This is a genomic window from Bryobacter aggregatus MPL3 (genome assembly GCF_000702445.1).
Classification (GTDB): Bacteria; Acidobacteriota; Terriglobia; order Bryobacterales; family Bryobacteraceae; genus Bryobacter; species Bryobacter aggregatus.
This window is the reverse complement of the sequence record NZ_JNIF01000003.1, coordinates 3867854-3881676: the sequence shown is the minus strand read 5'-3', so window position 1 is coordinate 3881676 and position 13823 is coordinate 3867854. Positions and strand designations below refer to the sequence as shown.

Sequence of the window (13823 nt, the reverse complement as noted above, 5' to 3'; positions counted from 1 at the left end):
CTTTCTTAAAAGGTGTAACGCAGCGCCACCTGCAAATTGCGCATGTCGCCCCGTGTACCTCGGATCCTTCCGAAATTCGCGCTCTGGATGTTCGTATCCGGATTCCCCCAATTCGGATGATTCGGCAGGTTGAACGCCTCAAAGCGGAACTGCAGCACATGCCCTTCCCGGTACGGCATCTGGAAGTTCTTCAAACTCGTAAACTCCCAGCGATAGAAGTTCGGCCCAACAAAGGTATTCCGGCCCACGTTGCCATAAGTGCCAGGCGCCGCCAGTGAGAACGCAGCGGTATTGAATGCCCTCTCCGTCGTCACGCCGCTCACCTGCGGGCTGATGCCCGTCGCATTTGGACGGTCAAAAAGCGCGCCTGTGTTCGAGATATCTGTAGAGTTCGTCACCGTAATCGGAAAGCCCGATTGCGCCGTGAAGATCGATCCCACCTGCCAGCCCCCCACCAGCGCATCGGCAAACCCATTCGACACATTCACCATCCTGCCCTTCCCTACCGGAAGATCATAGAGCAGGCTGGTCACAAAGCGATGCTGCGTGTTGAAGCTCGACAAGCCACGCTCGCAATTCCGGCAACCGCTATTCTGCGGAAACAGCGTATCCCCGCCCTGATTGCGAATCGCCGACGCCGTGTCAATCGACTTGGACCACGTATACGAGAACAACGCCGTCAACCCGGCCGAATAGCGTTTAGTCAGCTTCGCGCCCAACGAATTGTAATTCGCATGGTTCGAATTATCCACCAACTGGATGCGTCCGAAATTCGGGAACGCAGAGCGATTCGGCACCGACAGGTTGCTCACTGCTGGATCTACCGGAACTGCCTCATTCACCGCGCGCAGACTCTCCAGATGGCGGCTGAAGGACCCCAGATATCCCGCCTCCAACACCAGGTTGTTGGTGAACTCATGCTGCACATTCATCAGGTACTGGATTGTATAGGGAGTGCGCCGGTCATAGGGGTTCGCAAACGTGTAAGGAGTCGGTACATTCGCCACACCACCAGCGATCGCCCCTAACGCATTGGCCCAAAGCAGATTTGGCGTCGTGCGCGAAGAGTTCGACCGCAATCGTCCTGCAAGATTGCGCGCCATATCGAAGCGCGGATTTCCAGTGTCTTGCGAGTAGAACGCTCCTGACCCCAGACGGACCACTGTCTTCGGCGTCAACTGGTAGCTGATGCCAAGACGCGGTGCCCAGTCATTGTTATCCCGCTGCACCAGCCGGGATCCCAGCGATCCATCGCACTTCGTCTCGATATCCACCCAGCGAATATTGATCCCCTCATAGCAATTCTGCCGGGCCGGGCTCTGCCGCATGAAGTACGGATACAAACTCCGATCCTGCACCACAGCCGCAAACGGATTCGAAAGCTTGATATCGCGCCGGACGATGCCGTTAAACAAGGTTCCGGTCTGGTCCTCCCAGGGAGGCGTATTCTCATAACGCAAGCCCATGTTGACCGTCAGCTTCGAGTTCACACGCCAGACGTCATCGATATAAAACGCGAATCCCGTCGAGCGGAACTCCGCCTTCGCAATCGACACCGCAGCCTCAGACTGGTACAGATTTCCCAACAGAAAATCCGCAAAACTATCGCCCGTCACCCCCGTCAAAGCCGGGTTGCTCGTCGCCACACGGTCAAAGGTAAACTGCCCGCGTGCAAACTGATTGCCCACCTGGTTGTACTCATCCCTGCGCACCTCGCCCCCAAACTTGAAGTTATGGCGGCCCCGCACCCAGCTCAAATTATTGATGAACTGCAGCGCCTTGTTTTTATTCTCATAAGGCCCTTCTGACGAATTGCCAAAGCCGCTATACGTGTTGTTGAATGCAATATTCGGAATGCCCCACTGCACGGCAGGCCCCGAACTCAGCCCCGGAATCGCCAACTCCGCAACCACATCGCGCGTAAACGCCAACTCCGGTCCATTCGTGTTGTAGAAGCTGCTGAAACCAAATCGAAATTCATTCACCAGCATATTCGTCAACACCCGCGTATTCGTCGCCGTCCACTGTGTCGCCAGCGTCACAATCTTGCTGCCGTTCTGAAAGATATCAGCCGCCGATTGATTCTCATCCGATCGCGAATAACGCCCAAACCAGCTCGACTTCGACGATTCCACCCAATCGAAGCGCTGGATAAATTGATCCTTGTTGATCGGACGTCCCAATGCCGTAATGTAATTGCTGCTTGGCGGCCCGGGAACATTCGCCACCGGATAGAACTTCAGCAGCTTTTGTCCTGTCGCATCAAAGCGGTTTGACGGAATCGTATTGTTCGGAAACAACTGCGCACTCGCCACCGTTCCATCCGCGTTAAAAGCGCGCGTGAGCGGATCATAGATCCCGCCAGAGAGCGCAGAGAAATTCCCCGAGCGAAAGGCATCGGTCGGAACGCTATAACTGCCCGTCACGTTGCGGCGCTGCCGGAACCACTCATAGTTCGTCATAAAGAACAGCCGGTTCTTGCCATCAAACAATTTTGGAATCTGCACCGGCCCGCTCAACATAAAGCCAAATTGATTCCACTTGAAGGGATCCTTCGGCCGCTCTGCGCCCGTAAAGCGGTAGTTCTTGCTATCGAGCTTGTCATTCCGCAAGAACTCATAAACCGCACCGTGATACTGATTGCCGCCGCTCTTCGTCGAAACATTGATCTGTGTCGCGCCACGGCCAAACTCAGCCGGATACACGCCGGTCTGCACCTTGAACTCCTGCAGCGCTTCCGCCGAAGGATTGATCACATAGGTATTGAAGTTTGGGTCAGTGTTCTCCACACCATCCAGCGTGAATCGATTGAAGTTATTGCGCATGCCGGCAACCGAGATATTCTGGTTCGCCCGGTCTCCGCCTTGACGCCCATCCGCTTGTCCCGCGCTGCTAAACCCCGCACTCACATTCGGCGCCAGTCCTGCAAGCGAGAGATAGTTCCGTCCATTCAGCGGCAACTCGACGATCCGCTTCTGCTCCACCACCGTACCCACCGTGGCATTCTCCGTCTGCAACACCGCAGCCGAGGCATTCACCTCAACAATCTCGCTCCTCTCGCCAAGCTGCATCGTGACATCCACCCGGATGCTGGCCTGCACCTGAATCTCGAGATTCGTGCGGCTGTAGCTCTTGAATCCGCCGGCATCCACTTTGATCGAGTAGATCCCCGGCACAAGCGCCGGAAAGGCATAAAGCCCTTGATCGTTCGTCACCGTACTGCGGGTGGCGTTGGTCCCTAAGTTTGTAATCGAGACATTGGCCCCCGTCACAGGTGCCCCTTGCGGATCCTGCACCGTCCCTGCTGCATCCCCAAGTGTCTGACCAAAGATCGCGGCCGCACAAAATAGCATCGTGGCAATTGACATTGCCCGCTGATTTTTCATAATCCATATCCCCTTGAAATGGTGAAAAGCTTGAAGCAAAACTATCACAGAAAACAGCGGTTATAGATGAAAGATTATTGGAAATGTGCTGACTCGGTATCGCTCCAAACCTGCCTTCAGAGCACCTAAGAGAGAATAGGCACTGACATGAATCGTGATCGCAAATTTGCCCTCCGGAGCCAGAACTGGTTTCAGAATCCTGACAACCTCGGCATGACCGCCGTCTACCTCGAACGCTACGCGAACTACGGCCTCACGCGCGAAGAGCTGCAATCCGGACGCCCTATCATTGGCATCGCTCAAACTGGTTCCGACCTCTCCCCCTGCAATCGCATCCACCTCGATCTCGAATCGCGCGTTCGCGACGGCATCCGCGACGCTGGCGGCGTCCCCTTCGTCTTCCCCGTCCATCCGATCTTTGAAAATTGCCGTCGCCCCACCGCCGCCCTCGACCGCAATCTCGCCTACCTCGGCCTCGTTGAAATCCTCCACGGCTACTTCCTCGATGGCGTCGTGCTCACCACCGGTTGCGATAAGACAACGCCCGCCTGCCTGATGGCCGCCGCCACCGTCAACACGCCCGCCATCGTCCTCAGCGGCGGCCCCATGCTGAACAGCTATTACAACGGCAAGCTCGCTGGTAGCGGCATGAGCGTCTGGGAAGCGCGCCGCCTCCACGCCGCGGGCGAAATCGACTATGACGAGTTCATGGAGCGCGTCATGGCCTCGGCGCCCAGCCCTGGCCACTGCAACACCATGGGCACGGCCTCGTCGATGAACTCCATGGCCGAGGCGCTCGGGATGAGTCTCCCCGGCTGCGCCGTCATCCCTGCTCCCTATCGGGAGCGCACACAGATGGCCTTCCGCACCGGCAAGCGCATTGTCGAAATGGTGCGCGAGAATCTGCGCCCCTCCGACATCATGACCCGCGAAGCTTTCGAGAACGCAATCGTCGTCTGCAGCGCCATCGGCGGCTCCACCAACTGTCCGCCCCACCTCGTCGCCATCGCCCGCCACCTCGGCGTCAACCTCAAGACCAAGGACTGGGAAACCATCGGCCACAAGATCCCCCTGCTCGCCAATGTCCAGCCTGCAGGCGAGTACCTCACCGAAAGCTTCCACCTCGCTGGCGGCATCCCCGCCATCATCGGCGAACTCATGAAGGCCGGCAAGATCCACGAAAGCGCCCGCAACGTCGAAGGCAAAACGATGGGCGAATCCTATCGCGGCCAAGGCAGCAAGGACCCCAAGGTCATCCACAGCTACGACAAGCCCCTCGTCGAAGATGCCGGCTTCCTCGTGATGAGCGGCAATCTCTTCACCAGCTCGCTAGTCAAGTCCTCCGTCATCGGTCCGGACTTCCGCCAGCGCTTCCTCAGCACTCCAGGCGAAGAGAACATCTTCACCGCCAACGCGGTCGTATTCGAGGGCCCCGAAGACTACCACGCCCGTATCAACGATGCCGATCTGCAGATCGACGAACGCTCCATCCTCGTCATCCGCGGCTGCGGTCCCATCGGCTATCCTGGCGCCGCCGAAGTCGTCAACATGCTGCCGCCGGACAAGCTCGTGCGCATCGGCGTCAGCCAGCTCCCCACCCTCGGTGATGGCAGGCAAAGCGGTACCAGCGCCAGCGCCTCCATCCTCAACGTCTCGCCCGAAGCCGCTGCAGGCGGCAACCTCGCCATCCTCAAAACAGGCGACAAGATCCGCGTCAACCTCAACGAAAGCCGTGTTGACGTCCTGCTCAGCGACGAAGAAATCGAAGAGCGCCGCAAGCACATTGAGCTTCCCATTGCCGAAACGCAAACCCCCTGGCAGGAGTTCTTCCGCAGCCATGTCGGACAACTCGAGTTCGGCGGCGTCCTCGAATTCGCCGTTAAATATCGCAATGTAGGAGACAACATTCCGCGCCATAATCATTAAGCAATGGCCCATCTCCTTAGCGCCGTTGTCCTCGCTGCCACTCTGGCTTCCGCTGCAGACTACACTCTCGCGCAGATCAAGTCTTATCCCTTCCCCAACGAGCTGGCGGCGGCCCCAACAGGCAGCCGCATCGCTTGGGCCTTCAACGAACGAGGCATCCGCAACCTCTACGTCGCCGAAGGTCCAGACTGGCGCGCCCGCCAGCTCACCCAGTACACCCGTGACGACGGCCAGGAACTCACCCAGGTCTCTCTGTCACCCAACGGCAGCCACGTCGTCTATGTGCGCGGTGGCGATCACGGCTCGAACTTCGACGCGGCACTTCCCGTCAACCCCATCGGCGACCCCACACCGCTGCGCGTCCAGATCTGGTCCATCCCCTTTGCAGGTGGCGAAGCCAAGAGCCTCGGCGAAGGCGAAAATCCCGTTATCTCCCCCAAAGGCGATCAGGTCGCCTTCGAACGCGAACGGCAAATCTGGATCGTCCCTATTGACGCCTCCTCGCCCGCCAAGCGTCTCTTCACCGCGCGTGGAGACAATACCGATCCGCAATGGTCCCCCGACGGCGCTCGCATTGCCTTCCAATCGGCGCGTGGAGACCACTCCTTCATCGGCGTCTTCACCAGTAGCGATATGCCCATCCAGTGGCTCGCACCCACCGCCGCTCGCGACTCCTCCCCGCGCTGGTCTCCCGATTCCAAACGCATCGCCTTCATGCGTCGTCCCGCTGCCGGTGGGCCGCCCATCTCCACCCTTGAGGCACAGCCCCAGGAATGGTGGCTCTACGCGGCCGACATCGCCACAGGCAAAGCCCAAGAGCTCTGGCAAAGCCCGCTCACCCTGCGCGGTTCGCCGCCCACCACCCAGGGTGGCGTCAACCTCCACTGGGCCGCGCTCGGCCGCATCGCCTTCCTCTCCTACATGGACGGTTGGCCACACCTCTATTCGATTCCAGAGAACGGCGGCCAGGCCCTGTTGCTCACTCCCGGCAACTACATGGCCGAATACATCACCCTCAGTCCCGATCGCAAAACGCTGCTCTTCACCGCCAACGCGGGCGACACCAAGGACGACATCGATCGTCGCCACATCGTTCGCGTCCCTGTCGACAAGGCCACGCCCGAAGTCCTCACTCCCGGCGCAGGTCTCGAATGGACACCCGTCCCTACCTCGGACGGCAAGCAGATCGCTTGCATCAGCGCAGGCGCCAAAGATCCCCCACTCCCCACCATCATCAGCGGCGCCAACATCCAGCGCCTCGCCACCGATCGCATCCCCAAAGATTTCCCCACGGCGAAACTCATCACCCCCAAGGCAGTCACCTACAAGTCCAGCGACGGCCTCGAAATCCACGCCCAGCTCTTCGATGCGGGCGGCCCCGGCAAACGCCCCGCGATTGTTTACGTCCACGGAGGCCCACCCCGCCAGATGTTACTCGGCTGGAACTATTCGGACTATTACGCCAACGCTTACGCGCTGAACCAATATCTCGCCTCGCGCGGCTACATCGTCATCGCAATCAACTACCGTCTCGGCATTGGCTATGGCTTTGAGTTCCATCGGCCTCCCCAGGCCGGCATTCAGGGCGCGGCGGAATACCGCGACGTCCAGGCCGCGGGCAACTACCTCCGCAGCCTCCCCAATGTCGACGAAAAGAAAATCGGCATCTACGGGGGTTCCTATGGCGGTTATCTGACTGCTCTCGCGCTCGCTCGCGATTCCGGCATCTTTGCCGCCGGTGTCGACATCCACGGCGTCCACGACTTCACCTCCGACGGAGGCTCCCGCTTCGGGCAAAATGCCTGGCGCTTCGAGAAAACCGATCGCGACCGCGCGGCCGAAATTGCCTGGGCCTCCTCCCCGGTGTCGTCCCTCGCTACCTGGACTTCGCCGGTCCTGCTCATCCACGCCGACGACGACCGCAACGTCCGCTTCAGCCAAACGGCCGATCTGGTTCGCCGTCTGGCGCAAACCGAAGTCGAGCACGAGGTCATCGTAGTGCCGGATGACACCCACCACTGGATGCGCTTCGCGAATCAAATGCTGGTCAACGAAGCGACGGCTGGCTTCTTCGACCGCAAGTTAAAGTAGCTCTAGATCCCCAGCGTCATCTGCACCGCGGACTCCGGAAATCCCGGCTCTGCCAGCAAAGACGCGTCCTTGCGAATGTGCTGGATCGCAACAAACGCAAAGTCTTCCATCAAGGCTCGCGAAATCAAAAAGCGCCGATGGCACTGATAGGGATCCTCTTCCGCACACATGATCACTGTCGGCCGCTCCTGAGAGTCCACGATCAACTCACGCACCGCCTGCTTGAAGCCCTGCGTATCCCGCAAGTCGGAATAATTCTCGCGACGCTTTCCCCCCAGATGCTGGCCTGCGTACACATACTCAATCCCCTTCGCCGCCAGTGCCTCCCGCAAAGCCTCGCGATTGAACTGTGGCGAAAATCGCGACGATGGCAGTGTCCGCACGTCCACCAGTTGTGAGATGTTGTGAGCAAGGAGCAAATCAAGAAAGCGCTCAATCGAATGATTCGAGTGACCAATAGTGAAGAGCGGTTGCATCCCTTAAGAGAAAGAGTAGCGAATGATGGGACTAGGGCGGAAGTCTTTTCTCGCATGGTGCACAACAGGCCTCGCCACAGCGACCCAGTTGTTCCCTGAGAATCAGAAAGAAAAAGAGGAGCCGAAGCGGCTCCCCGATGGCACGCTGCAAAGCGATGCAATCCTCAAGGCCGAATATAAAAAGGCGCTCGCCGATGCCGCGCGCCTGATCGAACTCGGCCAGGAAGTTGAAGAAGAACTCAAGAAGAACCAGCAGCACGTCCTCAGCCTCGGCATGATCAAGCGCCTGGAGGAGATTGAAAAGCTCGCCCGCAAGATGCGCGGCCGGATCTCTCGCTAAAGTTCCAGCTTCAGAAAATCACGTGCATTCGCAAAGCAGATCCGGCGCACCATCCCACCCACCAGTTCCTCATCATTCGGCAGCAAACCCTTCGCGACATCTCCTCCCACCAGATTGCAAAGCACCCGGCGGAAATACTCATGTCTCGGGAAGCTCATGAACGAACGCGAATCCGTCAGCATGCCAATGAATCGTGAGAACAGCCCGCAATTCGACAACGCATTCATCTGCCACTCCATCGCTTCCTTCTGATCGAGGAACCACCAGCCAGACCCAAACTGGATCTTGCCCGCCGTCTCTCCGTCCTGAAAGTTCCCCGCCATCGTCGCAAACAAATAGTTGTCGCTCGGGTTCAGGTTGTACAGCACCATCTTCGGCAGTGCATCCGCACGACTCATCGCATCGAGATAAGCGGCAAGCGCATCGCCCTGCTGTAAGTCCCCGATCGAATCAAATCCCTTATCCGCCCCCAACCGCTCAAACGCACTCGAATTCACACTGCGCCGCGCACCCAGATGCAGTTGCTTCGTCCAGCCCTTCTCGGCATCCAGACGCCCAAAGAACAGCATCATGAAGCTCGAATAGCGCTGCAATTCTTCCGGCGTCACTTCCCCGCCCTCGCGCGCCTTTGCAAAGATCTCGGCCGCCTCCTCTTCCTCACAGAAATCCGCCAGGCAACGATTCAACCCATGATCGGAAAGCCGGCACCCAGCCGCATGGAACGCATCATGACGCTGGCGCAAAGCCTTCAGGAAATCAGCAAACGAATCGATACTCTGCCCAGATACCTCGTACAACTTATCCAGCCAAGGCAAGAACACTTCCGGCCGATGAATATTCAGCGGATTATCGGGACGAAAGGTCGGATACACCTTCGCCGGACAACCACTCTTCGCGATCGCCGCATGCCAGCTCAGATCATCGGCAGGATCATCGGTCGTACACACCGCTTTCACCTGAAACTTCTCAAAGATTCCCCACACCCGCAGCTCATCCGTGGCCAGCATCGCAGTCGTCTTGTTCCAAATGGCCTCGGCATTCGATTCGTTCAACAGCTCATCGATGCCGAAGTATCGCTTCAACTCGAGATGCGTCCAGTGGTACAAAGGATTGCGCAAGGTATACGGCACAGTCTTAGCGAACGCCAAAAACTTTTCATAAGGCGTCGCATCTCCTGTGCAGTATGGCTCGGACACCCCATTGGCACGCATCGCACGCCACTTGTAGTGATCCCCTTCTAGCCAAATCTCGAACAAATTCGCAAAACGCCGGTTTTCTGCAATGTCTTTCGGCGGAAGATGCGAATGATAGTCCAGGATCGGCTCATCCGCCGCGTACTTGTGATAAAGGCTCTGCGCTTCTGTGGTCTCAAGCAGGAAGTTGTCGTGAATGAATGCCATGTTGAAACCTCTATCCTACCCAAGGACGTCTATCTGTTCATATGGGGCCATTCGATTCAGCCGGGGCTTTTTCATCATCCGTCTGAGGTAACAAACAATGTCTAAAGTTTTTCGCGGCGTGCTTTTTACGCTTGCATTTGGGGCAACACTTTTCGCCCAGGAAAAGAAATTTGAAATCGGAGCTTCGGTCACCGGCAACTTTCTGCGTACGGTAAACGGATTCGATACCGATCACTCTGTCAAGAACAGCCTCGGCGTCGGAGCGAATTTCCGCACCTACTTCTCCAAGCGTCACGGCTTGGATATCAGCTGGAGCTATTCCAATCCAGCTCACACCTACTTCAGCCCGAGCGTAGGCAGCACTCCAGCAGTGGGAGTTACCCACAAGACCTGGACCAACGAGGCAACCACCTCCTATGTCTTTAAGCTGCGCTCGAGCGAGTCCCGTATCCAGCCCTTCTTGTTGGCTGGCGGCGGCGCGCTCCTCTTCACTCCGAACGGCCTGCACAGCACGGTCGGCAGCGTAGGCACCACGGCGAAGCTCACTGGTGTTTACGGCGGTGGCATCGATGCGTATCTCTCGAGCCGCATCGGTCTGCGTGCACAGTACAAGGGCTTCGTCTATAACGACCCCGCCAACGCGGTCATCCACCGCAGCACCCAGAAGCTCGGCCACATGGCTCAGCCTTCTTTGGGTCTCTTCTGGCGCTTCTAACGCATTAGTCGAAATTGCCGCGCCAGAATGGCATCTACCCAACGCTCCGGCAGAATGCGCGGCAAATACCAATGCAATAGAGAATGGCGCACCAACGCGTAACGCGTTTTGGGACGGCGCCTGCGGAGAATGCTCACAAGCAATTCTCCGCAGGCCTCCGCCTCCATCCCCTGCAGCGCAGCCTCTCGCATCATCTTCTCCGCGAGTCGCAAACTTGCCGCATAGTCGGTCTCCCGAAACTCCTCGAAATTCGACTTCTCCCAGATCGGCGTCCGAATCGCACCCGGCCCCACCAGCACCACGTCGATTCCATACAGCATCAACTCCCGCCGCAACGTGTTCGACAAGCCCTCCAGCGCATGTTTTGACGCTACATAAGGTCCGACAAACGGAAACGACAGCTTCCCCGATACCGAACTCACATTCACAATCTTTCCCGGCTTGCCAACCCGCGTCCGGTCCGTCCCCAGCAACGGCGCAAACGCCTGCGTTACTGCCAGCACCCCAAACACATTCACTGCAAATTGTTTTTCGATTTCTTCCGGCCGCACATGCAAGAGCGGCCCTGCCACCGCAATCCCCGCATTGTGGATCAGTCCCGCTAGCGTGGCATTTCCGATCGAAATAGCCACCTGCTCAACCGCCACCCCAATCGCATCCCGATCCCTGACATCAAACAAAAGTGGCGTAAAATGTTCTCCCAATTCCGGCGCATCCTCAAGACGCCGAACCGACCCGAACACATGGAATCCAACCGCAATGGCCGCCCGGCTCGCGGCCAAGCCAATCCCGCTCGACACCCCGGTGATCACCACTGCCTCGCGGGTCACCACAGCAACGCAACACCCATCACAATCAGCACCAGCGCACTCATGATCGGAATCGTAACAACCAGAGAAGGAAAACGCTGCGCATGCGGATACACATAGACCGCCGCCAATCCCAGCGCAATCAACACCACCGCCAGCCCCACTGAAAAGCTCAGCAGCAACACCAGCCCATACAGGCTCTGTCCCCGCGACAGCGAAATCAACAACAGCGACAATGCCTCAGGACAAGGCACAATGCCCCCGGACACGCCCAAACTCCGCAGCGATAATGCATGGTTATGGCCCCCCGCAGTCCCCCCGCTTGACACAAGCACCTCAGACTTCGGCCGCAACCGCTGGTACAGCAACCACAGCCCAATCCCCGCCACCAACGCGCCACTGCACCGTTGCAACACCGGACTCAGCTTCTGCAAGTCCACGCTCTCCATCAGGTAATAGGCCAGCAAACCCAACACAAACACGCTTGCCGTATGGGTAAAGGTGACAATCGTCCCCAAGCGAAAAGCATCGACAGCAGACCCGCGAATCCCCGCCAGATAAGCAGCCACCACGGTCTTGCTATGTCCTGGCGTCAGCGCATGGGCCGCCCCCAGAATCGCGGCCGAACCAATCGAAAACACTCCTGGCGACAACAACAATTCAGAGAGCGTCGTCATGCCTTACGCAATGCTTCAGCCACCGCATCCATCTGCTCCAGGCTGTTATAGACATGCGGGGAAACACGGATGCCACGAATCGGTCCGCTGGGCGTCACGCTGAATGCCATGCCCTGGTCCTGGTAAAGCTTCTGATCGAGAACACGCAAATCGGCAACATGCGGTAAATCTGCCTTCACCACTCCACAATACAAGCCATCCCTGCGATTCGTCCGCAATTGCACCCTGGAATTTTCACTCAGCTTTGCCATCAACCGGCTGGTCAACTGCTTCACCCGCGCTTCTACAGCGGGCATCCCCACCAGATTCAAAAAATCAAAGCTCGCCTCCAGGGCCACCAGCCGCGCATCGTCCCGCTGGCCATAGGCCTCAAGAAAGCGCGCGCCGCCCTTGCCGTCTTCCGAATACCCAACGCTGACAATCGACGGCCAAACCTGCCGCAACCGGCTGCTCTTCACATACAGCAAGCCAGCCTCCAGCGGTCCCATCAACCACTTATGCGAACTCGTCGCATAGGAGTCACATCCCATCCGCCCCAAGTCCACTTGCATCATGCCCGCGCTCTGCGCTCCATCCACATGCGACCAAATGCCTTTGGCGCGCGCCGCTTGGCAAAGCCGCGCCACCGGATAGACCACGCCCGTACTGCTCGTCACATGGGTCAGCGCCAACACCTTCGTCTTCGCATGCAACGCCGCTTCCACCTTCGCCGCCAATGCATCGGAAGAATCGATCAACTGCGTCGCCTCCACAATCTTCAACACAAAACCCAGCCGCTTCGCCTGATTTCGCCACGAGTCCAGATTCGACGGATGATTGTCTTCGATCAACACCACCTCATCGCCTGCCTGCAACTGCAAGCCATGCACGATCGTGTTCGTCGCCTCGGACGTATTGCGCGTAAAGGCCAGTTCGTCCGTACTGACCCCAAAGAACTTCGCCGCCGTCGCGCGCACCCTCTCCCGCAGCGGTCCAAACTTCGCACGATTCTGAAAACTCGGGTCCGCCTCAAAGTCGCGCAGAAAATGCTGATGCCGCTCGAGCACTGGCATCGACGCCGGGCAAACATTCGCCGCATTCAGATACACCAAACCTTCCCGCAAGGGAAACTGCTTGCGAACCATCGCCCAAAAATTCTCATCACGAGTTGCAGTTGCCGCAGACTGCGCAAACGCACTCCACAGCGGGCTCATCCCAAGGGGCAGAAAACTTCGGCGCAACATAACGAGCGAGTATAGCCCAGCCCACTCCCCTTGACATTCTACGAGTGCAGCTCTATTCTCTGCCTAGAATGTCTACCAGGGATATCCCAGACCGCGTTGAGCTCCTGCAGGGCACTCTCGACCTCTTGATCCTCCGCACTCTGCTTCCCGGACAAGCCCACGGCCACGCTATTGCCAAAGCCATCGAGCTCCAGTCCGAAGAAGTGCTGCAAGTAGAGCAAGGCTCGCTCTACCCTGCCCTCCACCGCCTCCTCAAACGTGGCTGGATCACGGCAGCGGAGGGAATCTCCGAGAACAACCGAAAAGCAAAGTTCTATCGCCTCACCCCCAAGGGCCGCAAACAACTCATCGTCGAAACCAGCAAGTGGGACCGACTCACAGAAGCGATCGCCCGCATCCTGCGCCCAGCCAACGAACCCACCCCTTGACGGCGCCCAGCCTCAAAATGTATAGTAAGGTTTGTCTTTTGAGTGATTTAGCCACTCCTCCTCGTCTTCAAGGAACTCCCGAATGATCAAGCTCGACATCATCAACGAAGTGGTATCGAAGACCGGTATCACCAAAACCAAAGCGGAAATGGCCGTCGAGACCGTATTCGAAAGCATGAAGCGCGCCCTCGGCCAAGGCGAACGCATCGAGCTTCGTGGTTTTGGCATTTTCAACGTTCGTCCCCGCAAAACCGGCATTGGCCGGAACCCACGCACCGGCGACGAAGTGGCCATCCCCCCCGGCAAAGCGGTTCGCTTTAAGCCCGGCAAAGAACTCCAAACCCTCTAACCC

Annotated in this window: 12 protein-coding genes; 6 read left to right on the top strand and 6 right to left on the bottom strand. The window is 58.1% G+C overall.

Going from position 1 to position 13823, the window contains the following annotated elements:
* Positions 1–5: 5 nt before the first annotated feature.
* The gene (locus tag M017_RS0117955) at positions 6–3368 is read right to left on the bottom strand and encodes a TonB-dependent receptor (protein ID WP_031499525.1); all 3363 of its coding nucleotides are present in this window, start codon (positions 3366–3368) and stop codon (positions 6–8) included.
* Between the two features lie 165 nt (positions 3369–3533).
* Between M017_RS0117955 and M017_RS0117950 the strand changes: the two genes are divergently transcribed.
* Positions 3534–5312 carry an IlvD/Edd family dehydratase gene (locus M017_RS0117950; protein WP_031499524.1) on the top strand — a complete coding sequence of 593 codons (1779 nt, stop codon included), beginning with the start codon at positions 3534–3536 and terminating at the stop codon, positions 5310–5312.
* Positions 5313–5315: 3 nt separating this feature from the next.
* Complete coding sequence (locus M017_RS0117945; protein WP_031499523.1) at positions 5316–7403, top strand: S9 family peptidase; 2088 nt, start codon at positions 5316–5318, stop codon at positions 7401–7403.
* Between the two features lie 2 nt (positions 7404–7405).
* Here M017_RS0117945 and M017_RS0117940 read toward each other — a convergent pair whose 3' ends face one another.
* Positions 7406–7879 (bottom strand): DUF488 domain-containing protein, encoded by a 474-nt coding sequence (locus M017_RS0117940; RefSeq protein ID WP_051670408.1) that lies wholly within the window; start codon positions 7877–7879, stop codon positions 7406–7408.
* 22 nt (positions 7880–7901) lie between these two features.
* Here M017_RS0117940 and M017_RS26850 point away from each other — a divergent pair, with 22 nt between their 5' ends.
* Entirely contained in the window at positions 7902–8219 is a 318-nt protein-coding gene (locus M017_RS26850) for a hypothetical protein (protein WP_035957862.1), read from the top strand.
* On the opposite strand, the gene uxaC is transcribed toward M017_RS26850, so the two are convergent.
* Entirely contained in the window at positions 8216–9619 is a 1404-nt protein-coding gene (gene uxaC / locus M017_RS0117930; RefSeq protein ID WP_031499520.1) for a glucuronate isomerase, read from the bottom strand. The two genes, M017_RS26850 and uxaC, sit on opposite strands and share 4 nt — an antisense overlap.
* Positions 9620–9716: 97 nt before the next feature.
* On the opposite strand from uxaC, the gene M017_RS0117925 reads away from it, so the two are divergent.
* On the top strand, positions 9717–10334 hold the full coding sequence (locus tag M017_RS0117925; protein ID WP_031499519.1) for an outer membrane beta-barrel protein: 618 nt from the start codon (positions 9717–9719) through the stop codon (positions 10332–10334).
* Here the strand turns inward: M017_RS0117925 and M017_RS0117920 are convergent.
* From M017_RS0117920 to M017_RS0117910, 3 genes are read right to left on the bottom strand one after another with little or no spacing between them, the layout of a single operon-like run.
* Positions 10331–11164 (bottom strand): SDR family NAD(P)-dependent oxidoreductase, encoded by an 834-nt coding sequence (locus tag M017_RS0117920; protein WP_031499518.1) that lies wholly within the window; start codon positions 11162–11164, stop codon positions 10331–10333. The two genes, M017_RS0117925 and M017_RS0117920, sit on opposite strands and share 4 nt — an antisense overlap.
* Positions 11161–11820, bottom strand: coding sequence for a HoxN/HupN/NixA family nickel/cobalt transporter (locus M017_RS0117915; protein ID WP_051670406.1), 660 nt, complete (start codon positions 11818–11820; stop codon positions 11161–11163). The genes M017_RS0117920 and M017_RS0117915 overlap by 4 nt, the downstream gene beginning before the upstream one ends.
* Complete coding sequence (locus M017_RS0117910; RefSeq protein ID WP_080507920.1) at positions 11817–13043, bottom strand: aminotransferase class V-fold PLP-dependent enzyme; 1227 nt, start codon at positions 13041–13043, stop codon at positions 11817–11819. Before M017_RS0117910 ends, M017_RS0117915 begins: the two co-directional genes overlap by 4 nt.
* Positions 13044–13111: 68 nt before the next feature.
* On the opposite strand from M017_RS0117910, the gene M017_RS0117905 reads away from it, so the two are divergent.
* On the top strand, positions 13112–13471 hold the full coding sequence (locus M017_RS0117905; RefSeq protein ID WP_031499514.1) for a PadR family transcriptional regulator: 360 nt from the start codon (positions 13112–13114) through the stop codon (positions 13469–13471).
* Between the two features lie 82 nt (positions 13472–13553).
* Positions 13554–13820, top strand: a complete 267-nt coding sequence (locus M017_RS0117900) for an HU family DNA-binding protein (RefSeq protein ID WP_031499513.1) — start codon at positions 13554–13556, stop codon at positions 13818–13820.
* The last annotated feature ends 3 nt before the right edge of the window (positions 13821–13823 follow it).

Coding starts and splice junctions, on each gene's coding strand:
- M017_RS0117950 (WP_031499524.1), top strand. CDS start 3,534: ATGAATCGTGATCGCAAATTTGCCCTCCGGAGCCAGAACTGGTTTCAG.
- M017_RS0117905 (WP_031499514.1), top strand. CDS start 13,112: ATGTCTACCAGGGATATCCCAGACCGCGTTGAGCTCCTGCAGGGCACT.
- M017_RS0117900 (WP_031499513.1), top strand. CDS start 13,554: ATGATCAAGCTCGACATCATCAACGAAGTGGTATCGAAGACCGGTATC.
- M017_RS0117925 (WP_031499519.1), top strand. CDS start 9,717: ATGTCTAAAGTTTTTCGCGGCGTGCTTTTTACGCTTGCATTTGGGGCA.
- M017_RS0117940 (WP_051670408.1), bottom strand. CDS start 7,879: ATGCAACCGCTCTTCACTATTGGTCACTCGAATCATTCGATTGAGCGC.
- M017_RS26850 (WP_035957862.1), top strand. CDS start 7,902: ATGATGGGACTAGGGCGGAAGTCTTTTCTCGCATGGTGCACAACAGGC.
- M017_RS0117910 (WP_080507920.1), bottom strand. CDS start 13,043: ATGTTGCGCCGAAGTTTTCTGCCCCTTGGGATGAGCCCGCTGTGGAGT.
- uxaC (WP_031499520.1), bottom strand. CDS start 9,619: ATGGCATTCATTCACGACAACTTCCTGCTTGAGACCACAGAAGCGCAG.
- M017_RS0117955 (WP_031499525.1), bottom strand. CDS start 3,368: ATGTCAATTGCCACGATGCTATTTTGTGCGGCCGCGATCTTTGGTCAG.
- M017_RS0117945 (WP_031499523.1), top strand. CDS start 5,316: ATGGCCCATCTCCTTAGCGCCGTTGTCCTCGCTGCCACTCTGGCTTCC.
- M017_RS0117915 (WP_051670406.1), bottom strand. CDS start 11,820: ATGACGACGCTCTCTGAATTGTTGTTGTCGCCAGGAGTGTTTTCGATT.